Source organism: Leptolyngbya sp. FACHB-321, assembly GCF_014695975.1.
GTDB lineage: Bacteria > Cyanobacteriota > Cyanobacteriia > Leptolyngbyales > Leptolyngbyaceae > Stenomitos.
In genome coordinates this window covers 228,483-251,168 of the sequence record NZ_JACJPI010000081.1, presented here as the reverse complement: position 1 = coordinate 251,168, position 22,686 = coordinate 228,483, and the positions used below count along the sequence as shown (strand labels likewise).

The following is a 22,686-nucleotide window of genomic DNA, read 5'->3' as shown; positions in this document are numbered from 1 at the left end:
CCCTACCCAGACTTGTCCACTGCCAGATCTGCCCACTACCAAATCAGTCTCTGGTCGCAATGACCTAAGAGGCTTTGGCTACTTTGCGAGTGTCTGTCTCAACGGTTTTGATCAATTGTGAAACTTGAGTCGGTGTTTTGACCGCAGCCGCAGGTGGAATGGGTGCAGGCCAAACGGTTGTCAGTTCAGCCATGGTTTCCTGAATCGCTTTATGCGTGTCAGGGCTTTGTTTCTCGACTTGAGTCGCAATGCCCTTATAGAGTTCATTGGCATATGCCATAAACCCGCGTGAATCCTGGTATTCGATCGCCTGGGTAATTTTGCCGTTTGCGATCGCGGCACCATACTCAGCATTGGCGGTATCCAACAACCCATTAATCACTTGCATTACAAACGCTGGTGACTGACGTTGCGTGGCAGGTAAGGTGGCGATCGCGTCATCTACAGCCTGCATTGAGGTCTTGAACTCACTGTTGATTTTGGCAGTATCCTTCGCGCCAGCTCTTACCAAATCTTGAAACGTAATCAACGTTGTCTTAAATTCCTTCACGTTGCGTTCTGTAAGCTGGTCTTCAACATCCGCATAAATTTCTTCTACAGGATGCCCAATGTGCGGTTCTGCCTGGTCGGACTTTTGCAGATCCAGTAGTTCTTTAGCAACCAGTAAGTGCCCTTTCATCAAACCCAGCTTGGTCATGTAATCGACATCTTTCGCTTCTCCAGTCAGCACGATGTCTTCAATCGTCACCATGTCTTTAATCTGGTTAAACTGTGCTTGAGTGATGACATTCTTTGACACCAACTCTTCGGGCTTACCATAGGGGCGGCTTGCCTGAATTTTGTTGGACAATGCTGGCACACCAAGCTGCGCTTCAAATTTATCGAGCTCAGACAGAATGGCAGTATTGATATTGATCTTGGGTTTGCCACCATGAGCCATGCCATCCATCGCCATGCTGCTCTGGGCAGGGGACGGGCTAGCGGGTGCAGAAGCCGTATCGGATGGTGGCGTACTGCACGAAATCAGCACCGTCAAACTCATTGAGGCAAACAGCAAAGCAAAGAACTTGAAAAAGGACATACGTTTTCACTTTTTACTTAAGATTGGCAAGAAGACGGCAAAAAATGTTCCGAAGCTGGTTCAGAATCAGGAGGGTAAAGCGGCAGCAAAAAATGCAAAAGCACTGCTTTATCTGGGTTGCAGCGAATCAGCGCTGAAGTTCCAGGCTTGAAGCTCACTCATTCTGGGAGATAAGCAGCAGTCTGACATTGTTCTTATTGCAACTAATTACCAGTAATCTTTGTGAGCTATATTTTGATGGCTTGCTGTAATGCTTGTCAACAAAATTCCCTAAATCTCTGAGAATTATTCTTAAGAGTAACTTTAGAGGACGTGCTTGAACTGGTTACATAGCATGGGCTTCAGTCGTGTTAGACGAAGGGTTAGACGCAGTGCGATCGACCACTTCAAACAGACCCATACAGCCTGCTTCAGCAATGTCGTCCTGGTGTGGGTGAAACATAAATTTGCCAGGGTAGCGGTAGGCAAACTCTAGAATGTGCCGCTCTGCCGTCCCCATCGTGATGACATCTGTTTCGTCATCGGGTTGTAAATGCCGTCCCGTGCGATACACCTGAAACAAGTTGGCGTGTAGATGGAACGTGGCAACCGGGTCAAACTCAATCATATTCAGCACATACAGCCGAATAAGTTGGTCTTTCTGAATGCGAATGGGATGGTTCATGTAGTAGTGTGGCATCCCATTAAACGCATAAAGCTCGTTTTTCTGATCGTCATTTACATCATACCCAGCCATGATCAGCACCATTTCATCGGCTGGGGGACGAGGGGTCGGCGGATCAATAATAAACATCCCGTATAAGCCTTTGCCGATGTGCCGCGTTACAGGAGCAATATGACAGTGATAGAGATGCACACCAAACGGCTCAGCATCAAATTCGTAGATGAACACACCACCGTTGCGGACAGGTTTGATGCCATCCATTTCTGATTTGTGTACACCATGAAAGTGCAGTGAGTGGGAGTGCCCAGCGCGATTGTAGAAGATGACGCGAATGCGATCGCCCTCAGTCGCGCGAAATGTAGGTCCTGGCACCCGCCCATTTAGGTTCCAGGTGATAAAGGAGGTCGCACTGTTCAGCTGTACGGTCGAAGTTTGTGCTTCCACGCGAAACTCGCGCACGGTACGCCCGTTTTCCGTCGTTACACTACCGTAGTCAAACTGCCGCAATGTAGTAAGCGGAGTAAACCCTTTTGGCTCAGCGATCGCCGGCTCGGACATTGGTACGTGAACAAGCTGCGATCGTGATTGCCAAAGCGTCCGCAGCGCGATCGCGCCCCCCACTAACCCAGCTCCCGCTAACCCGACCTTCAACACGCTACGCCGACTCCAACGTTCGAGATCAAGAGCATAGCGATCGGGCATAACGAAACCAGCCGTTCCTGAGGTGTAGTTGAAATGACAGCTTCTTGAAAATGAATTTCAAAAAGGTTCCGACAAACACAGAGTATAAAGGCTAAAAAAGCTTACTGTCAATTATTGTCATTTAGAGCACGCAGGCCTTCTAATCTGGAGCCTCTTCGTAATAGTGAAAGGCGCTTACAATCCCTACTTGGCAATAGGTGATTGTGCAAAGCTGCTGCTATAAGGACTAACCAGATTGTGTTCACCGAACATGAGGGAAAGGCAGTTACAACCGCTAGCGACGCGGTTCTTACTCAGCAGAAGTGTACGCTGCATCCTACGTTCTAATTTTAAAGGCAGCACCATGCCTGCTCAAGAAGGACTAGATCCCTCTGCCTGCTTCTTCCACCAAGGGGGAGGGGGGGATAGTAAGCGGAGGACAGACGCTCTAGTCTATTCTTTGAGCGGCTGCAAACGAATAAGAATGATTATCATTCCTATTTTAGTGCAATAATTGACGAGACAGTAGAGTCCCAGCTAATGGCGATCGTCTTGTGTGCCGTGGCTTACCTGGGAGTAGGGGTTATGTCTTTCAATTGTGTGAGGAAGTGTATTCATGTTCAAACGGTTTGTTCATTCGTTGCTGCTGAGTCCTGCCCTTTTGAGTACGGCGGTCTTGGCTGCTTCAGCGCAAGCGCCCCAGGCAACGCTCAACGTCCCTCAACCAGAGTCTGCAACGGTTGCGTCCACGATCGCAGATCTCACGGTTGCCAGGATCAATCAACCACTTGCGGTACGACCAGACGGGGACGATCGCCTTCAGTCCAGTGACCTAGCAAATGAACTGGCAGATGGAGCGACTAACAGTGTTGACGAGCTTGATCAGGTGACATCTGTTTCTCAGCTAACGGATGTAAAGCCAACAGACTGGTCTTTTCAAGCATTGCAATCATTGGTTGAACGGTACGGCTGTATTGTGGGCTATCCCGACAGAACTTATCGAGGCAATCGGGCACTGACTCGCTACGAATTTGCGGCTGGTTTGAATGCGTGCCTCGATCGCGTGAATGAACTCATCGCAGCGGGTACGGCTGATCTGGTGAAAAAAGAAGACCTGGCAATCTTGCAGAAGTTGCAGGAATATTTTGCACCCGAATTAGTGACCTTACGCGGTCGTGTAGATGGCTTAGAGGCTCGCACTGCCACCTTAGAAAAGCAGCAGTTTTCCCCTACGACAAAGCTGGGCGGCGAGGTGGTTTTTGCCCTGGCAGGCGTGGCAGCAGGCAATACAGTTAACGGTAATGACGTTCAAAAGAATACGATTCTGGGTGATCGCATCCGGTTGGATGTGGACACGAGCTTTAACGGCGAAGACCTGCTGCGCGTCCGGTTACAGGCAGGTAACGTAGCGTCCTTTTCCTCTAATGCAACGTTCACGCCCGAAGGTGATTTGCGCCTTGCAGCCGACTCTGGCAACAGCGTTGAGATTGATGCCCTGTTGTATCAATTCAAGGTAGGCGAAAAAACGACCATAGTGCTTGAAGCGAATGCTGGCGCGATCGACGACTTTACCAATACCGTTAACCCTTTTTTGGATGGTGATGGCGGCAGCGGTGCGCTCTCTCAGTTTGGCACCCGTAACCCAATTTACTATCTGGTCAATGGTGCGGGTATTGGCATTACACATAAGTTCAGTGACAACCTTGAGTTGAGCCTGGGTTATCTCGCAAACGAGCCGGAAATACCGACACCTGGTAGCGGTCTGTTTAATGGTCCCTTTGGCGCGATCGCTCAACTCACATTTACACCCTTTGAGCCGCTGGCGATCGGTCTGACCTACATCCGTGCTTACAACAACAACTTTCAAGCAAATGGCAGTGGTGGCAGCAATAATGCTAATTTTCTCAACGCAAACTTTGTAGACTCTGCCTTCAATAGCGATTCCTTTGGGTTAGAAGCATCGTTCCAACTTAGCCCTAAAATTGTGATCAACGGCTCCATCGGCTACACAAGCGCCAACGTCTTGAGCGGCACCAGAGGCAGCGTCGATATTTGGAATTGGGCAGTCGGTCTTGCCTTTCCAGATCTCTTCCGCAAAGGTAGCGTGGCAGGCATCATTGTTGGGATGGAGCCAAAAGTAACGCGAGCCAGCACTCAACTCAACTTTTTAGAAGACAGGGATACGTCGTTGCACGTTGAGGGTTTTTATCAGTTTCAACTCACTGATAATATTGCCATTACGCCCGGCATCATCTGGCTAACGGCACCTGACCATAACAGCGCTAACAGCGATATTGTCATCGGTGTCATTCGCACCACCTTTGTCTTTTAACGGGTTTAGCTAGAGAGCCTAGATCCTCGACTTCTTTGTACCATCCTGATAAGGCTAAACCTGGTGTTAGGAATCGGGGATCTGGGGCGATCGCTAGCAGTTAGTGACGAATTTCAAGGTTGAGTACGTAGTGTCCAAGCTGCATTTTTGCTGCCCACAGCTCATACTCAACGCGCAAAAACGTGGGTAGAGGGCTACCTTCTAGCGTCAAGCTACGGGTGAAATTTCGCAGCTGGAATTGCCCCATGCGCTGATCGGCTGCATCATGCAACCAGTAACGGCTTGAGCCATAGATACCCTGCCGCCAAAGATGGCGATAGCTAAACTGCCCCTGCCCTTGCATGGTCAACGTAACCTGATACGGCGAAAACTCCAGCCATAATAGGCGGGGTGTCGTTACGGCTGGCAGCGTTGTCACATCTTGATTGCCCACACAAACGTCGCGATCACTCACGGCTGGCTCAGTCATCAACAGATGAAACTGCTCTTGATCTTTTTGGTAGAGCGTGCCAACTGTTTCTAGCCCCGACCAAACGGGCAGATCAGTTGAGGTAAACAGCAGGCAGACAGGCTTTTGATGATGAGTCTGCATGAATAAGTCGGCGTGAAAGAGGGTACGATCGCTACGCAATGCCGTTACAGTCTATCTGATCCCCATGCCACTGCCGAACGTGATTTCCCTTAATGCTTCTGAGCCTCACCACGCACTTACAATTGCACCACCACCAACTGAACTGGTGCTTAACGGACGGATTCGAGTACCGGGGGATAAATCCATTTCGCATCGGGCGCTCATGCTGGGCGCGCTGGCAGAAGGGGAAACAACGATCGCCGGACTACTGTTGGGAGAAGATCCGCACAGTACTGCCGCCTGCTTTCGCGCCATGGGAGCCAAGATCTCAGCGCTCAATACAGAACACGTAACAGTGCAAGGCATCGGCTTAGGGCGTTTGCTAGAACCAGAGGACGTACTCAACGCAGGCAACTCTGGCACAACACTCCGGTTAATGTTGGGCGTTTTGGCATCGCAGCCTGGATGCTTTTTCACCGTGACAGGCGACAGTTCACTACGATCGCGCCCCATGTCTCGCGTCGTGCAACCCTTACGGCAAATGGGAGCCGAGCTTTGGGGAAGAAAAGATGCCGCTTTTGCGCCGTTAGCCGTTCAGGGAACAACCCTGCGACCGCTCCATTACCATTCGCCGATCGCCTCTGCCCAGGTCAAATCTTGCTTGCTGCTAGCCGGACTCATGACTGAAGGCGAAACCACTATTACCGAGCCTGCTCTTTCACGCGATCACAGCGAACGAATGCTCAAAGCCTTCGGAGCCAATCTGACGGTCGATCCCGATACCCATAGCGTTACCGTCACCGGACCAACTAAACTCAACGGTCAGGCTGTAGTTGTACCAGGGGATATCAGCTCTGCCGCCTTCTGGCTGGTAGCTGGGGCGATCGTGCCCGGTGCCGATCTGACGATCGAGAATGTAGGCGTTAACCCGACCCGGACTGGTGTGCTGGAAGCTCTGACGCTCATGGGCGCAGACATTACCCAGGAAAAGCAACGTCTAGTCGCTGGCGAACCCGTTGCCGATTTGCGGGTGCGCTATGCAGGCACTGGTGATCGTCCCCCGCTCCGCGCCTGTACGCTTGCTGGAGACATCATCCCCCGCTTGATTGACGAAATTCCAGTGTTAGCAGTTGCGGCTACGTTTGCTGAGGGGACAACGGTGATTCAAGATGCTGCCGAACTGCGCGTTAAAGAAAGCGATCGCATTACTGTCATGGCTAACCAGCTTAACCAGATGGGCGCACGCATCACAGAACAGCCCGACGGCATGGAAATTGTAGGCGGCACACCTTTAACTGGAGCCACCGTCGATAGCTATACCGATCATCGGATTGCCATGAGCCTGGCGATCGCTGCCCTTGCCGCTACTGGCACCACCACCATCCATCGTGCTGAAGCAGTCGCAGTCTCGTATCCAGATTTTGTCACGACGCTAGAGCAAATTTGTCTGACTTAAAGCCTGCTGTCATGCTCCTGGCTGCTCTTACAGCGACTCTGAGCCAAGGTGTAGCAGATTGGCAACTGTACAAAGTTGTTCAAAGAGCGCGATCGTTGCAATAAGTTCTAACCGCTCACTTTCTTCCAAACCAGTGTCCTCAAGCGCTTGCATGGTTTGGTGATGTAATGTTTGCCATTGTTGCTTCGCTACGCTCCCACAGGCAGTACGGTTGGCGATCGCGATTGCAGCATACTGGAGGACAGCGCGTGTCGCATGGCTGAGCCCCGTCGCGTCATAGTTGCCCTGCACGATCGCCGCTAAAATCTCTGGCTCGGCAGATTGCTGCGACAGATGGTGCAGTAAAAACACACGGATGTGATCACAGTGAGTTGCAGCCGCTACGACTAGCCCCACCAGTTCTTTCAACACTCTTGGCAAATCACCATGAAGCACAAGGGCATGAAACTGCCCCCAAAGGTGCGCCAGTAGAACTGGCTGTGATTTCAGCAGTCTAAAAACTTGTGGCACTTTACCAGTACCGAACGTCTGCTCAATTTGCTTAAACGTTTGGCAGGACGAAGCAGCGCTTAAGGAAGACTTTACCCGAAGTTGCATGAGTTAGCTCCTGTCGTTGTGAGGTGCTGGCAAGCAAAGTAACCAATTGCTTGTCAATTCACTTCCTCTCGAAGGAAGCAGCTAGTGCAGTAGGGGGCTTAACTGTGTAGCTTCAAAAATTTGAGTGGCAGGTGGAATGGGGCAACTGCTTCTGGGAACATCAGCGCGTAGCAGCGGTGCAATGCCTCAGCAATGAAGCAATCACGCAGCTACAGCCTTAAATACCCATCTAAGGTGCCCAAAACGATCGCACTAAATAGCTACAAACAGCTTAATTCCTCAGGACTTAGTTTTTTAAGCTTTCGTCTTAAGAAATAAAAATTGCTTGCACAACGTTTCACATCTCATACACAGTTTTTAGTGCGATCACTACTTACCTACGGGTGCTGCAATAGGGCAACTACCTGGTGCAGGTGGCTGTGTCGTCACAACGACGTTTTTGTAGCTAGTGGTGGTCAGCAATTGCGTTACGACTAGCTTGGCGCGATCGTTGGCTTTTTCTAGCACACCATCAGCGCAAGCGGTTTCAACAATTTTTTGTAGCGCTTCCTGTTGTGCCAGTACCTGTAGTGTGGGTGCGGCATCAGGTCCTAACCCGAACGTGCCACGGTTGTAGTCGTAGACGCTAGAACGATTCACATCAATTTTGCGATCGAGCAGTTGCGGCGGGGGCAACTGAATTTGCAGACCGTTTTCTGTCACCTGCACATTGGCAACCGTCAAACGTTGCAGATCAACGCCCGCTTTCACCTCGCCATAGGCAATATAAAGAAGTTTCGTTGTGCCGAGTACAAAGCCATTAAGGGTTGCATCCTGGCTAGTCGGCACCACTGCCTGCATCGTGAAGACAGCAGTAGTGAGTTCACTCACATCCTTCATCTGCTGAATCACAACGGATTGAACGTCTACTTTGGGTGCAGGCTGGGCTTGGTTAAAAAGATTTTGCACGCTTGCCAGGAGCCGATCGCCGAGCTGCCAGCCCCCAAGCCCAACGCTCAACGCTGTCACTGCGATTCCTCCTGCTAGCATCCAGCCAACGCTCTGGAGTAAAGAGCCACCCCTATAGCGCTCGTTGCGATCGTCGTAGCTCATAAAGCTCCCAGGCAAACGCCGTTTTGGTTCAATTGTACTACCACTCACAAACCTTGCTGCCAGTTTAGGCAGTTTTCCTAGCTTTCCATTAGCTAGGCTCTTAGCCAAATTATGCTGCAAGTATTGTCGATCGCGCCAGTGACAGGAGAAACTGACTAAAAGAACTTCGCTGCCCTAGTGTTATTACTGAGTAACCAGCAAACCAGAGTATCGACGCAAGTACTTACTAAGACTTACTAAGACAGAGGACTGAACAATGATGCGCTTTCGTTGGCTTGTCAGTTTTGCGATCGCAGCGACACTCGCTGCCAGCCTCAATCAACCTGCCACCGCTCAAACTAGAATTCGTGGTGGGGTGCTTTTGCTAAACCAGGTCAGAGAACTAGCCACACGGTCGACGACGCTTTCGGGCGGCACATTAGCAAATTTGCAAACAGACCCCAACTTCGCAAGCAGTTCGTTCCAAACCATCGTTAACGATGCAGCAACGATTCTTGATGACTATACCGTTGTTAACCGGGGCGGTTATTTCCCTGAAAATCGTGGCATTCCACGCGATCGTCAGTTGACTACAATAGAAGCGGTTTATCGTATTTATAGCCTGCCCGACGGGAATGAACTCTTCCTCTACCGCACGCCCACTCAGAACACGTCTGAATACTTCATCCGCACGAAAAGCTGAGAACCCTTCATTATGTCTGAATCATTTTCACCGCAAATTAGCGATCGCATCTGTCGCCACATGAACGAAGACCATGCCGAGGCTGTGCTGATGTACGCCAAAGTGTTTGGCAAGACGACCACTGCAACCGCTGCCGAGATGGTCGCGATCGACGCGCATGGCATGGATTTGCTGGCGCAAGTGGATGGCACTGCCACACCGACCCGAATTTTGTTTGATCACACGCTGCAAGATGCAGAAGATGCACATCACACGCTAATTGATCTGGTGAAGCAAGCAAGGCAGACAGGCAAATAACAGGAACGGCACTCATGCGACAAGCGGCATTTTATCGGTGGCGATCACTCTGGCTAGCCGTGGCGTTTGTTTGCGCGATCGCTCTGACCAATTGCACCAGTAGCAACCAGCAGAAAGCAGTAACACCAACTGGCTCAACGGGTGCTCCAGGCAACGCACTGATCTATGGCTCTGAAGGGCAACCGATCAATTTGGAGCCAGGCAACATTACTGATGGCAACTCCATCATTGTGCAGGATCAAATTTACGATCGCCTCATCACGTTCAAACCTGGTACTACTGACCTGAAACCGTCTCTAGTGACCGAATGGCGCACAACTGATCCAACAACCTGGACGTTCAAACTGCGCCAAGGCGTAACCTTCCATGACGGCACAGCCTTTGATGCAGACGCTGTGAAATTCAACGTGGAGCGCTGGTGGGATCCGCAACATCCCAATGGCTACCGGAATGCTGGCAAACGCTACGAGATCTGGGCAGGCTTATTTGGCGGGTTTAAGGGTAGCCCTGATTCACTGTTGCAGAGTGTCACTGTGCTTGATCCAGCAACCGTCCAGTTCAAGCTAAAACAGCCGTTTGCAGGGTTCCCTAATGCGCTTGCCTCTGGTTATTTTGGCATTGCTAGTCCGGCGGCAATTAGAAAAGCAGGTGCCAGCTACGGTACGCCGGGTTCGCTGGCGATTGGCACTGGACCCTTTGTGTTTAAAGAATGGCGCACAGGCGATCGCATCGTACTGGAGAAAAATCCAAACTACTGGCAAACGGGTTTACCAAAAGTCAATCAGCTAGTCGTGCGTTTCGTAACTGATCCTGCGGCTCGTTTAGCACAACTCCGGGCTGGACAAAGCGACTTCACGGTAGACCTTGCCCCTGACCAGAAAAACGAGGTGACCAGCGATCCCAATCTGGATGCGGTGATGCGTCCCTCTTTCAATGTTGGTTTTCTGGCATTGAACCCTAGCTACAAGCCGTTGGCAGATGTGCGCGTGCGCCGAGCGATCGCCCTTGCCATCAACCGCCCCGCGATCGTCAAAGCCTTTTGGGGTGATCTGGGTGTGCATGATGCCCACTTTACGCCGCCAACACTTAGCTGGTCACAAGACGCAACGCTAGCTGCTTATCCCTTTGCCCCAGAACAAGCCAAGCAGTTACTTGCTGCTGCTGGTTACCCTAACGGATTCGACCTAGATCTGTGGTATATGCCTGTTTCGCGCCCATACTACCCAACACCAAAACCGATCGCAGAAGCATTCGCCGCCGACCTTAGCGCTGTGGGTATTCGGGTTTCCTTACAAACCAAAGATTGGGCAGCCTACCAGGCTGATCGTCTGAAGCCACCTGGCTACCAGTCGTTTATGATGGGCTGGACAGGAGACTATGGTGATCCCGACAACTTTCTCTACTATCATTTTGGTCCAGGCGGCACGGCGGATTTAGGTAATTGGAAGGACGATCGCCTCTTCCAACTGCTCAATCAAGCACGAGAAGCAAGCGACAAAGCAACCAGAGCAAAACTGTACAGCCAAGTTGATGCCATACTCCATCGCGAAATTTTACGCCTGCCGATCGTTCACTCCCAGCCCTTGTTAGCAAAACGGAAAGCGATCGACGGGTGGGTACCCAGCCCCCTTGGCTCAGAGACATTTGACACTGTTACCAAGAATCAGTAGGCATGAGGCAGCACTCCAGCCATGACAGGTGAGTCTCAGTTTTGCAACTTGCCCTTATCCTCTGAACCTTCTTGCATCCTGAGGAGAAGTAGATTTAGCTCGAAGTCCTGCTATCAGAGCGATAGCAGGACTTCGAGCCTATGTATGGCAAGAAGGGTAAGGGCTAAGGGTTGCTAAGAGGATGTTTTAAGAGTCTAAATTCTTGTAGCCTTGGCAACTTAAGTCGCAGCTACAGAGACATTAGTGCAGCTGTACCCAACGGGTTATAGACTGCCGCCGCAGGTTGTAAAACCCTTGACTTTCGATAGTCCACGTTGGCAGACTTTGTTGATGTAGTCACGGTTTTAACTGCTAGAGCCTTTTCAAACCATCTTTAAGGCTAGATGTATTGACTCTCGCTCGCCGGAAATCCTTATTTCTCTATAAGAAGCACAGGTGGAGCGGGTAAAAGACTCTTCCTTTTGCCAGACAACAACCTCTTACTCGCGGTAGTCAGGTTCAAAGGAGTACTTTGAGTATCTTATTCACATAACAAAAAGCGACAAGAACAGGGCATCAAGCCATCTCTCAATCTAATTATCCCTATGCAATGCGTTGAGTAAAATGCCTGTTCTGCCGACAACTTGAGAAAACATTGACATTGTAATGGGATGGCTCAGTAAAAAGGTTTGCCTGGTTCGGTTACGTGCAAACTTACTTTGAAATACTGGAGTTAAAAGATGAACATTATTGCTTGGATCGTCTTGGGTTTAATTGCTGGTGCCATTGCTAAAGCTATTTATCCCGGTGCCCAGGGTGGTGGCATCTTATCAACGATGGTTCTAGGGATTATTGGTGCCTTTATAGGCGGTGCAGTTGTCAGCCTGTTAACAACTGGAACACTATCTCTTGCAGGTGCGAGTCTGAGTATTTCTGGTATTGTGGTTGCAGTGCTGGGTTCTATTATTGCTATCTTCCTGTACTACCAGCTTTCTAGACGCGCTTACTAAGAGGTTGGCTCTGGCTAGCTTTAGGACAGTACAGAATAAGAGTTGATTAATCAAAAAGCCTCCGCATGTGCGGAGGCTTTTTGATTGATGCTTCAGAGCCGAAACGTAGAGAATTGGTTAATACTGTAAGAGAGTATGCATGATTACCACCTGCATTAGAAGTTGACAAAGCAACAGCATGTAGAGACAAACAGAAGCAGAGAAAATAGTAGTCAGAGTATGGTTCAGGCAAAGATTCTTATTTGGTATCGTGCGGATTTGCGGCTGCATGACCATGAACCGTTACAGACAGCAGTAGCAGAAATGCAGGCAATGTCTGCACAAATTGTGCCCGTTTACTGCTTCGATCCGCGACAGTTTGGTCAGACGTCGTTTGGTTTTCCTAAGACGGGAGCCTTTCGTGCCCAGTTTTTGCTAGAAAGCGTTGCTGATTTGCGTCGATCGCTACGGGCGATCGGCAGCGATCTAGTAGTACGTCAGGGGTTACCAGAAGTCATCATCCCTCAACTCGTACAGCAATTGGGCATTACGGCGGTGTACTATCATCGCGAGATTACCTCTGAGGAGACAGCAGTTGAGACCATGCTTCAGCAGGCTCTCAAAGCTTTAAGTGTCACGTTTACACCGTTTTGGGGGCACACGCTCTACCATCCTGATGATTTACCCTTTGAGCTTTGCCAGCTCCCAGAATTATTTACCCACTTTCGCAAGCAGGTAGAGAAGCAGTCCACGGTCAACCCAGCGCTTCGATCGCCGACTCAGTTACCCCCTTTACCAGCAGTAGAATCAGGCGATCTGCCTCAACTAGCAGACTTAGGGTTAGCAGCACCCGCCCATGACGATCGTGCCGTTTTGGCATTTAAAGGCGGCGAAACAGCAGGGCTGGCACGGTTACAGCACTACATCTGGCAACAGGACTGCCTGAAGGTCTACAAAGAGACACGCAACGGGATGTTGGGAGCAAACTACTCTTCCAAGTTTTCGCCCTGGCTATCCTTAGGCTGTTTATCGCCTCGCTACATCTACGAGCAGATACAGCAGTATGAAACTGAGCGAGTGCAAAACGACTCTACTTACTGGCTCGTGTTTGAGCTACTGTGGCGAGATTATTTTCGCTTTGTCTGCGCCAAGCATGGCGACCGCGTGTTTCGGCGCTCAGGCTTGCAAGGTATTGCGATCGCCTGGAAGCAAGACTGGCAGCGCTTTGATCGTTGGCGTAACGGTACAACGGGCTTTCCCCTGATTGATGCCAATATGCAAGAGCTAGCAGCAACGGGCTTTATATCCAATCGTGGTCGGCAGAATGTGGCTAGCTTTCTCACCAAAAACCTGGGCATTGACTGGCGGATGGGTGCAGAATGGTTTGAATCATTGCTGCTTGATTACGACGTGTGCAGCAATTGGGGCAACTGGAACTACACCGCAGGTGTAGGCAACGATGCCCGTGGCTTTCGCTTTTTCAACATTCTCAAACAGTCTAAAGACTACGATCCTAATGGTGAGTATGTAAAACATTGGCTTCCAGCACTCATCAAAGTCCCTGATAGCAAAGTACATGAACCCTGGAAACTGCTGCCTGTGGAACAGCAACGCTTTGGCATGAGGCTTGGTGTCGATTATCCTCAGCCGCTAGTTGATCTGTTTAAGTCTGCAGCCGCTAATGAAACGCTTTACAATGCCGCTGTTAAAGCTGGGTAGCCTCAGTTCCTTCAAGCAGCGATCGATAGACATGAATTTTGCGTTCTTAGCTCAATCAGCTTCATGTTGCGAGCAATGATTTCAAGCACCCCAGGATTTCGTGAACAAGTTCAAGCTAACAAGCTAATTTTCATGGATTCGCTGCAAGCTCTACAGTGTAAGCTGCAACACTCAATGTTCAGTTAAGTCATTTCCTAGAAATTGAACTGAGGTCAGGCTAAAAAACGAGGCATAAGATCAGTTGAAGATGGCTTCATTGACAGATTTTCAAGAATCGCGTCAAAATTGATACAGAATGACATTCTCTTAGTAGCCACATTGCATGACACTGGACTTTATCTCGATCGAGACGATTCAAGAAATTGCGCAGCAGTATGGCTATTGGGCAGTCTTTTCAGGCATCTTCCTGGAAAGTCTTGGGCTACCGATTCCTGGAGAGACAGTCACCATAGCGGGTGGCTTTTTAGCTGGTAACGATCAGTTGAACTATTGGATTGTGCTGGCAGATGCCTCACTAGGAGCAATCTTCGGTGGAAACGTGGGCTACTGGATTGGCAGACGTGGTGGTTGGCCTCTGCTCTTAAGCATTGGTCGCATATTTCGTATCCGGGAAGAACAGTTGGAATCGCTCAAGCGCCAGTTCGGAGAGAATGCGCCTCGGACGGTCTTTCTGGGCCGCTTTATCGCCCTGTTGCGAACGTTCGCTAGTCCGCTGGCTGGTATTGTGCAGATGCCTTATCTCCAGTTCACTGTTTACAACACGCTGGGGGCAGTTACCTGGGCATCAGTAGTTGTGAGCCTTTCTTACTTTGCAGGTCAATTTGTACCGTTAGAGAGCATGGTTGCCTGGGCGGGTCAGTTTGCCTTTGTGATGCTGCTGATTGCGATCGCGTGGATTGCCATTCCGCTCTGGCTAGAATCTCGCAAAGTGAAAGAGGTCGTTGTCAGCAGTGATCCACAACCAGATGATCAGCCTGCTAGTGGTATGTAGCCTGGACGCTACAGCAAGTGCCTCGTAGAAGCAGGGTAAAAGCACAATTGCTGGCACTGACATAGCCAAACAAATTTACTTAAAGCTTGCCAAAGGGGTAGGGTTAGCGTTCAATGGCAGCAATCCCTTTTTGCTGACTTTTTTAGTATGTCTTTCCGTGCAACGATCGCTCAACTGAGCGACATCCTGGGTACAACACCAACTAACCCCGCAACTGCTGACTTAACGGCTCTCGCTGCAGGAATCACCACCGATACCCGATTGCTTAAAGCTGGTGATGTCTTTCTGGCATTAAGGGGTGAGACGTTTGACGGTCATGCCTTTATTGAGCAGGCTGCCGCGAAGGGAGCGATCGCGGTGATCGTGGATCAACTCTGGCATGATGCTTCGGCAGCAAATAGTGACACTAGCGCCTTGCCACTGCTGCCTGTAGCAGATACCTTGCAGGCGTACCAGGCGATCGCGCACTGGTGGCGCAACCAGTTCACCATTCCCGTGGTTGCGGTTACAGGCTCCGTCGGCAAAACTACGACGAAAGAATTGATTGCAGCGGTGCTTTCGCAGCAGGGAACGGTTCTTAAAAGTCAGGCAAACTACAACAACGAGATTGGTGTGCCTAAGACTTTACTTGAACTGGGCGCAGAGCATACGTTTGCAGTCATTGAAATGGGAATGCGCGCTCGCGGAGAAATTGCGCTGCTGACCCAGATTGCACGTCCTGATATTGCTGTTATTACTAACGTTGGGACGGCGCACATTGGTCGGTTGGGGTCTGAACTGGCGATCGCTCAGGCAAAGTGTGAGCTTTTAGCAGAAATGCCCAGCGACAGCATCGCCATTCTTAATCAGGACTTGCCCTTACTGATGGAAACGGCTGCGACTGTCTGGCAGGGCAAAACGTTGACCTATGGTTTAGACGGTGGCGATCTGCATGGGCAGTTGACCGATCCCCAAACATTAGATGTAGCAGGCTGGGCATTGCCCTTACCCTTGCCCGGTCGTCATAATGCCTTGAACTATTTGGCAGCCCTGGCAGTAGCAAAAACATTAGGTGTTGATTGGGCACCCCTGGCACAGGGGATTGCTGTGACACTACCAGACGGACGCGCCCAACGCTATGAGTTGCTCAACGATGTGGTGCTTCTAGATGAAACCTACAATGCTGGAGTGGAATCAATGCTGGCATCGCTACAGTTGCTAGCGCAAACGCCAGGAACCCGTCGGCTTGCTGTGCTGGGCACGATGAAGGAACTGGGAGAGCGATCGCCCGAATTCCATCATCGCATTGGTGTTGCGGCAAGAGAGCTTAAGCTCGATCGCCTGTTGATTTTGGCAGACGCAACCGAAGCAAATGCCATCGCAGCAGGGGCAGATCCACTGCTATCAGAATGTTTTTCGAGCCACGCCGCAGTCGTTGAACGCTTGCACACACTGGTGCAACCCGGCGATCGCATCCTCTTTAAAGCCTCCCGTGCCGTTGGGCTTGATCAGGTCGTCAAGCAGTTTCGCGAGCGACACAAGTAGGCGCTAGATCTAAGAGTTGTTAAACCTCTTTCGTCTGGACACACTCGCAGCCTTTAGCCTCCCGCCCTTACAGCAGCACCGAACTCGATCGGCAATGGTTCTGTCAGTTTTTGGTGTGTGTCTGTCAGGAGTGCTGCCAGATAGCGCTGAAGGCGATCGCGTCCTTCTGGATTGAACCCGTAAAGCTGATTCCCTCCCCTGAGAAAAAGTGGTGTTGAAAGGAGAAACTGATAATCAGGATTCTGTCGAGACGACGCTGTAAGCAGGCTTGAGTTATCATTCGACGGCACCAGACCGATTGGCAGTTGTCCTTCTAACAAACTAAGGATTGGGCGCTGGCAAAAAGAGGTATTAATACCTTGGTTTTCTAGCAGTTGCAGAATGCGTCCCACAAAGAGTGGTTCATCGGGCAAGATCCGCATCAACTCATGCAGCAGAAAGTAATCACTGTACTGATGGCGCACGTCATCTAACACCTGTGGGTAATGCGGTAAGGTTGCCAAACCACGGGCAATGAGATGACCATCCCTACCGTCTGGCTCTAGAGCTTGAATGAGGCGCGTGTTGGGGAGCTTTTGCTTCAGCCAGTGGGTGATCGCGGGGAGCGCTGTCGTACCTCCTGTGCAAATAACCTGCCGCACTGCCTGTACTACAATACCGCTTTGATTCAGCAATACATTCAGCTCTCGGTTCAACTGCTGAAGATACGGTGTGACGACCTGATTGTGCAGCTCTTGCTGGCTCACCGTCCACTGCTGGTTGTTAAGCGTAAAAGTGGCAGAGTCTTGCTGCTGAAGAGCGAGTTTGAGCTGTCTAGCCGCATTCAGCAAATGAGTTCCTAATTCACTGCTGCGGAGCCGCTGCTGTAAGCGATCGCGGGCTTCTTGATCGGGTTCTCCAGGAAGCGGTAGATCCAGGCTTTGCAACGCTAGCTCATCCCAATGACTAGCAGAGGGGTAGAGGATTTGGCAGATGATATCCTGGTCGAGCGCATCACCGGCATAGGCAAGGCTGCGTAAATACAGCGCCTCACGGTTCAGTAAGGTGACATCAGCAGGCACATCAACCAGCAGCAGTTCAGTAGTAGTTGCGCCTGCACTTACAACCAGAGTGCCACCCTGTAACGATACCTCTGCCTTGTTAGAAAGCGGGAAGTCATTGAACTGGCGCTCTGGGGTAATTGGCTGGGGCAGAGTGGCAAGCAGTGCAGCGATCGCATCTTCAATGAAATAAATTTGTTCAGCGCGCTCGACTAGCCCTGCTGTCAGCACCGCTTCTCGCACATTGAAGCAGTAAGTATCTGACCATCCGGTTAGGCAACCAACAACAACACTGCTCAGGTTGGCGAGTGCCGCTTGAAACGTTTCTACTGTCAACGTAGGTGCGATAACCCTTAAGCCCGCCGTTTTGCCCTGTAAAGTTTCAAGCAGCGCTACCAGCGCCTGGTGATACCAACGCAGCGCCAGTGTTTGTTGGTCAGACCACTGAAGTACAGGCTCCCAGGTCTGAGTCGGCTCATTCACGTAAGGCGTGGCAGCGTTCAAGTAGGGTTTAATGTTGCTTAACAGCAGACCAGACGGCATTTCTGCTTGGCTTGGGGTGCTGAGTGCTAACTCTAATGCCTGATAACCCAAAGCGTCAGGGGCTTCGGGTGCCTGCTGCAATTGTGAGGCAGACAGATAGGCGATCGCAGGCAGGCTAGCTAGGGGTTGCTCGGAGGTTTCTGTTTCTTGCCAAACGAGAGGATACGTTTGTCCTGTCTGGTAGTGCAACAAGACTGCTGAGAGGGCAGTCGTTCCGACATCAATACCGAGACACCACAGAGCATCTGGTCCAAAGGTAGCAGCAGCAATCGGAGACTCATCGGCAGGCACATCCGGCAGATCGTGCGTTAACTCAGGTGATGCGGCTCGATCGACTGTCTGCCAGGGCAGATTAACTAACTCATCCCCTTTTTTTTTTCGGGAGTCTCCGTGGTCGATTCTGTTGTGCCAGGTGCCGGTGGCAAGGGTGCCTGCGGATCATCAAACGAACCCATCAGGCTAGCAAATGCCTGCTCCAGCGCCGACGGCTCAGACGTTGCCGCTGGCTGCGAGGTTTGCAGTATAGCGGGCGGGTCGGCAACTGGTTGAGCTTCAGACGTTTCAGACGGCGTTTCAGCAAACAAATCACCCATTTGCTCTAGGGTGAAGGGCGCAGCAGATGATTCCAGGGCTGGCTCTGGCGATGCAGGCGTTTCCACAAACAAATCACCCATTTGCTCCAGGGTAAAGGGCGCAGCAGATGGCTCCGGTGAAACGGCTGGGGTTTCGGTCGATCGCCCATCAAGAAGGGGCTCTTCAGTCGGCACTTCCACAAACAAATCACCGATTTGCTCTAGAGTAAAGGGATCAGTTAAGGCAGGGCTTTCCGTCGGTAAAACGTTTGGAGCTGCGACCGTTGATGCGTCAGTCTCTGGCAGTTCTATAAACAGATCACCCACTTGCTCGAAGGTGAAAGCAGCAACAGGGTCAGCTTGGATCGGGGCTCCGGTTGTGGCTTCAGACGGAACTGGCAGACTACCAGCACTTAAAACGGCTGGCGGCACATCAAGCGCTGGTGATTTAGCAGGCACTGGCGGCATATCAGCAAACAGTTCATCTACGCCTTCTAGCGTGAAGGGTAACGGTTGAGCTGCCTCAGGGAGCGTATCTACCACAGGCGTATCGGCAAACAAATCATCCACACCTTCCAACGTGAAAGCTGGTTCTGCGGCTGAAGCCGAGTCAATAGGCAAGGAGCCAGTGCTAGCCCCAGGCGCATCAGCAAACAAATCTTCCTCGCCCTCCAGCGTAAAGGCTTCTAGGGTGAAGGGTGGCTCTGCTGTTGAAGCCGAGTCAGTAGTAAAGGGCTGATCGGCAGTCGGAGCATCCCCAAAGAGGTCGTCCATCCCTTCCAACGTAAAAGACGCTGGCGATTCCATCGCGATCGGTGGCACTGGAGGCGAAATTGGACTAACGGGCGGTGCCACAGGCGTATTGGCGAACAAATCATCCATGCCCTCTAAAACGAAAGTGCCGGGTGGATCAGCAGCGATCGAGAGAGCCTCAGATTCAAGGGGGAAGGTGGCTGGGGGCGTAGCTGACGGTGTAGCAGAAAACTCATCTAGAGCAAAATCGTCCCGCACAACGTCGTTGTAAGCCGACTCATCAACTGCAAAATCGTCTAGTAAACCATCGCTCCACTCGCTTACAGTGCTGGTGGCTTCAGTAGAGGGTGGAGCTGGCTCAGACGGCGCTACCGCATCTGAAAAGAGCGAAGAGGTGTTGGCATCAGAATCACTACTGAAAGACAGTGAAGATTCATTAATCACCTCCTCTAAGTTGAAAAGGTCTTCGCTCAGACGACTCAGCGTGTTTTCATCAAGCCATAGTTCTGAATCGAGTGCTTCAACCGGTTCAGCAAGCGACAGTAAATCTTCCTCAGGCGAGGCAGGGGTGTAGCGATCGTCAGAGAGGTAGCCTTCTGCCAAATCAGTAGGCGGAGTCTGAGTCGAACTGCCCTCAGAAGACCGTCTAGAGCTAGCTGGCGGAGTAACCAGAGGCTGCGGTGGCGCTGAAGCTGTAGAAGCAGCGGCGATCGTAGGTTCCAGAGGCTGCCCTTCAGCAGGCATATCTGAGCCGAACTCTGATTCCCCAAATAAATCATCAAGGGAGCTAATCTCGTCCTCGCTCACATCGTCCAGCCTGGTAATATCCTCGCTTACCTTGTCTTGTTGATTAGCTGGTGTAAGAACCAACGGCGAAGCAACATTTGGATTAACCTCTGCTGCCAATGGCTGGCTTTCACCAAAGAAGTCTGCCAATGTATCGGTTGAAAGGGACGACGGCGCATCGGACTGGAGAGAGGCGCGATCGTCTACCGCAAGATCCCAGCCGCTTAATAGATCATCATCAGTAGCAGGAGCCGTCGCAGGTTCAGATAACACGTCTGCACTACCCTCTGCTGCCATTGGCTGGCTCTCACCAAAGAAGTCTGCCAACGTATCGTCGGTTGAAAGGGACGATGGCGCATCAGATTGGAGGGGGGCGCGAGCATCTACCGCATCGTCTACCGTAAGATCCCAGCCACTCAATAGATCATCAGTAGCGAGCGAATTATCGGTAGCGGGAGCGGTCGTAGATTCAGACAAAACGTCTGAGCTAGACGCTGCTGCCAATGGTTCACTCTCGCCAAAAAAGTCTGCCAACGTATCGGTTGAAAGGGACGGCGACGCATCGGATTGGAAGGGGGCACGATCGTCTACCACAAGATCCCAGCCGCTCAGTAGATCATCAGTAGCGGGTGGATTATCGGTAACGGGAGTGGTCGCAGGTTCAGACAAAGCGCTCTCAGCATCAGCGAAATCCCAGCCGTTCACTAGTTCGTCTTCTAGCAACGCTACCGGAATCTCTGGCTCTGCTGCTGGTGTATCCAAAGGTGCTACTGGCAACCAGCCTAACGTCGGATCAGACGCCGTAGAAGCAGATGGCACAGAGGGGACAGTGGGTTCAGCTAGAGTGTCAGCCGGAGCCTGGGCTTCAGCCGGAAGTGTAGAAATGGGTGAAACGTCTGATGGCTGAGCATCAAAGGGCTGAGTATCCGGCAGCGCGATCGCGGGTTCCGGCTCGATGGTAAATTCAGCAACTGGTTCAGCCGTTCGTGGAGACGAAACTTCAGTGGCACTGGAAGCAACTGAGCCGGATGCCTCTTCCGTTGATGCTGCGATCGCGTTAGTACCAAACAAACTCTCGTAGAATTCATCCAGTTCATCCCTGGCATCATCAGGAATGCTGACGGTTGAGGCATCTTCCGCTGAAGCTGTTGGGCTATTTAGCATCCGATCGATCTGAGCATCGGCATCAGCAACAGAGGACGGCTGCTCTTGGAGTTCAGAACTTAGCTGCTCCAGCAGTTTAAGCGCCGCATCAATATCAGCCGTGTCTTCCACCGTTGGCGCATTACTAGAAAGTGTCTCTGGAGCGGCAGGCACTACTGGTGACAAAAGGGGTTGGGGTGGCAGGTTAGTGCCGAGCAAATTTGCATCCAACTCCAGTAAAGCATTCACATCCTGAGCCGCTAACTGGCTAAGGTCAAAGCCTTCCAGATTTAAGGCGGCAAGCTCCACGTCAACGTCTGAAGCAACGTCAGACGGATCACTAGCACCGCTGGCAGAACGCAGCCAAGAGTCGATCGCCGAATCCACCGATGGCACGGACACACTGGTAGACGAGACAGTGCTGACATCACCAAAGCTATCAGAGATTTCTGTACCAGGGAACGGTAGCGCAAAGGGCTGCGATGCCGCATCAGCATCAGGTTGACCAAACAGAGCCGGATTCACTGCTGGCGTAGGCGATTGCTGCTTTGATGAGGGGATGCTTGGCGATCGTCCAAGTGCCTGATCCGCCGCAGGCTGTAAGTAAGACGACGTTTCACGTCCAAGCTGCTGCGCCAGGTGACTAATCAGCGCCGAAAACATCACCTCGCCCTGCTGCCCCATGCTGTGCATTTTATCCAGCCCCTGAGACAGCGACTCCTGATATGCCTGCACATTGCGCTGAAGCGATTCAAACACAATGCTCAACGTCGAGTCGAGTCGGATCAGCAGCTCATCGGATGAGGCTTGCGACACCTGTATGTTGCCCAATCCTTGCGACGGCGCATCAGAAGTGGAGATGACCGAGGGTGCTGCCCCTGCTAAAGCCAAATTATTGGCGTAAGGCAAAGCCTGCTGGTTACTACTACCTAGTGTCTGCGCGACCTGCTGTGGCAACGTTTCTTGCAGCCGGCTCATCAACGCCTGCAAAAACTCTGCAATTAACTGCTGCTGCCCAGGCATTTGCCCTGCATAGCCTTGACGCTGTGCTTCAAGCTGACGGATTTCCTGTGTCAACGCTTCTCGCTGCTGGCGCAAAACCTCCAGATCTGCTTGGAGCGGCTGCATCAGGTTAGAGCGCAAAGAACCCATTTCCTGAACGATCGCCTGTAACATCTGCTGGGCGTTCGCTTCATTCTGCCCATATGCCTGCTGCGTCGGCTGAGACTCTGTCGGAGAATAGGACGGTGGCGCTTGATAGTAAATGTCATGCGCCAGCAAATCTGGTCTGGCTTCTGCTTGTCCAAAGCCTTCACCCGCAAACTGTCGCCGCTGAAACGCCACAAGATAATTACGCACACGCTCAAGTACCTGGCGCTGTTGCGTGATTTCTCCAGAGACAACCCACGGAAGACGAGGCGTTGTCTTTTGGAGGACACCGTCAATATCGGTAATCAGCGCTTGAATTTGATCCTTCTGAGAAGTCACAATGTAACCCCTGACGAGTACTAAGCAGAAGCAGCC

At 51.4% G+C, this 22,686-nt stretch carries 16 protein-coding genes; 9 read left to right on the top strand and 7 right to left on the bottom strand.

Features of this window, described 5'->3' with window-relative positions:
* Positions 1-64: 64 nt before the first annotated feature.
* Complete coding sequence (locus tag H6F76_RS24550) at positions 65-1,081, bottom strand: helix-hairpin-helix domain-containing protein (RefSeq protein WP_190512183.1); 1,017 nt, start codon at positions 1,079-1,081, stop codon at positions 65-67.
* Positions 1,082-1,406: 325 nt separating this feature from the next.
* Positions 1,407-2,447, bottom strand: a complete 1,041-nt coding sequence (locus H6F76_RS24545; protein WP_190512181.1) for a multicopper oxidase domain-containing protein — start codon at positions 2,445-2,447, stop codon at positions 1,407-1,409.
* Between the two features lie 595 nt (positions 2,448-3,042).
* Here H6F76_RS24545 and H6F76_RS24540 point away from each other — a divergent pair.
* Positions 3,043-4,758: an iron uptake porin gene (locus tag H6F76_RS24540; protein ID WP_190512179.1), complete on the top strand. Its 1,716-nt coding sequence runs from the start codon at positions 3,043-3,045 to the stop codon at positions 4,756-4,758.
* Between the two features lie 100 nt (positions 4,759-4,858).
* Here the strand turns inward: H6F76_RS24540 and H6F76_RS24535 are convergent, their stop codons facing one another.
* The gene (locus tag H6F76_RS24535; RefSeq protein WP_190453699.1) at positions 4,859-5,350 is read right to left on the bottom strand and encodes a hypothetical protein; all 492 of its coding nucleotides are present in this window, start codon (positions 5,348-5,350) and stop codon (positions 4,859-4,861) included.
* Between the two features lie 64 nt (positions 5,351-5,414).
* On the opposite strand from H6F76_RS24535, the gene aroA reads away from it, so the two are divergent.
* The gene (gene aroA / locus H6F76_RS24530; protein ID WP_190512178.1) at positions 5,415-6,785 is read left to right on the top strand and encodes a 3-phosphoshikimate 1-carboxyvinyltransferase; all 1,371 of its coding nucleotides are present in this window, start codon (positions 5,415-5,417) and stop codon (positions 6,783-6,785) included.
* A 27-nt stretch (positions 6,786-6,812) separates the two neighbouring features.
* Here aroA and H6F76_RS24525 read toward each other — a convergent pair whose 3' ends face one another.
* The gene (locus H6F76_RS24525; RefSeq protein ID WP_190512176.1) at positions 6,813-7,382 is read right to left on the bottom strand and encodes a carboxymuconolactone decarboxylase family protein; all 570 of its coding nucleotides are present in this window, start codon (positions 7,380-7,382) and stop codon (positions 6,813-6,815) included.
* Positions 7,383-7,751: 369 nt separating this feature from the next.
* A complete protein-coding gene (locus tag H6F76_RS24520) occupies positions 7,752-8,522 on the bottom strand; it encodes a DUF4230 domain-containing protein (protein ID WP_347276112.1) in 771 nt (256 codons plus the stop codon).
* A gap of 208 nt (positions 8,523-8,730) precedes the next feature.
* Between H6F76_RS24520 and H6F76_RS24515 the strand changes: the two genes are divergently transcribed.
* The 7 genes from H6F76_RS24515 to murF all read left to right on the top strand — a co-directional run bounded on the left by H6F76_RS24515 (position 8,731) and on the right by murF (position 16,325).
* Positions 8,731-9,156, top strand: coding sequence for a hypothetical protein (locus tag H6F76_RS24515; protein ID WP_190453708.1), 426 nt, complete (start codon positions 8,731-8,733; stop codon positions 9,154-9,156).
* Positions 9,157-9,168: 12 nt separating this feature from the next.
* On the top strand, positions 9,169-9,453 hold the full coding sequence (locus H6F76_RS24510; protein ID WP_190453711.1) for a DUF2470 domain-containing protein: 285 nt from the start codon (positions 9,169-9,171) through the stop codon (positions 9,451-9,453).
* A 14-nt stretch (positions 9,454-9,467) separates the two neighbouring features.
* On the top strand, positions 9,468-11,123 hold the full coding sequence (locus H6F76_RS24505) for an ABC transporter substrate-binding protein (protein ID WP_190512174.1): 1,656 nt from the start codon (positions 9,468-9,470) through the stop codon (positions 11,121-11,123).
* A 719-nt stretch (positions 11,124-11,842) separates the two neighbouring features.
* Positions 11,843-12,112, top strand: a complete 270-nt coding sequence (locus tag H6F76_RS24500; RefSeq protein ID WP_190512172.1) for a GlsB/YeaQ/YmgE family stress response membrane protein — start codon at positions 11,843-11,845, stop codon at positions 12,110-12,112.
* 219 nt (positions 12,113-12,331) lie between these two features.
* Entirely contained in the window at positions 12,332-13,810 is a 1,479-nt protein-coding gene (locus H6F76_RS24495; protein ID WP_190512170.1) for a DASH family cryptochrome, read from the top strand.
* Between the two features lie 322 nt (positions 13,811-14,132).
* Positions 14,133-14,801, top strand: a complete 669-nt coding sequence (locus H6F76_RS24490; RefSeq protein WP_190512169.1) for a DedA family protein — start codon at positions 14,133-14,135, stop codon at positions 14,799-14,801.
* A gap of 147 nt (positions 14,802-14,948) precedes the next feature.
* Positions 14,949-16,325, top strand: coding sequence for a UDP-N-acetylmuramoyl-tripeptide--D-alanyl-D-alanine ligase (gene murF / locus H6F76_RS24485; RefSeq protein WP_190512168.1), 1,377 nt, complete (start codon positions 14,949-14,951; stop codon positions 16,323-16,325).
* 53 nt (positions 16,326-16,378) lie between these two features.
* Here murF and H6F76_RS24480 read toward each other — a convergent pair whose 3' ends face one another.
* Together H6F76_RS24480 and H6F76_RS24475 are read right to left on the bottom strand one after the other, a co-directional pair.
* Positions 16,379-18,199, bottom strand: coding sequence for a hypothetical protein (locus H6F76_RS24480; protein ID WP_190512167.1), 1,821 nt, complete (start codon positions 18,197-18,199; stop codon positions 16,379-16,381).
* Between the two features lie 65 nt (positions 18,200-18,264).
* The gene (locus H6F76_RS24475; protein WP_190512166.1) at positions 18,265-22,650 is read right to left on the bottom strand and encodes a hypothetical protein; all 4,386 of its coding nucleotides are present in this window, start codon (positions 22,648-22,650) and stop codon (positions 18,265-18,267) included.
* Positions 22,651-22,686: the final 36 nt, after the last annotated feature.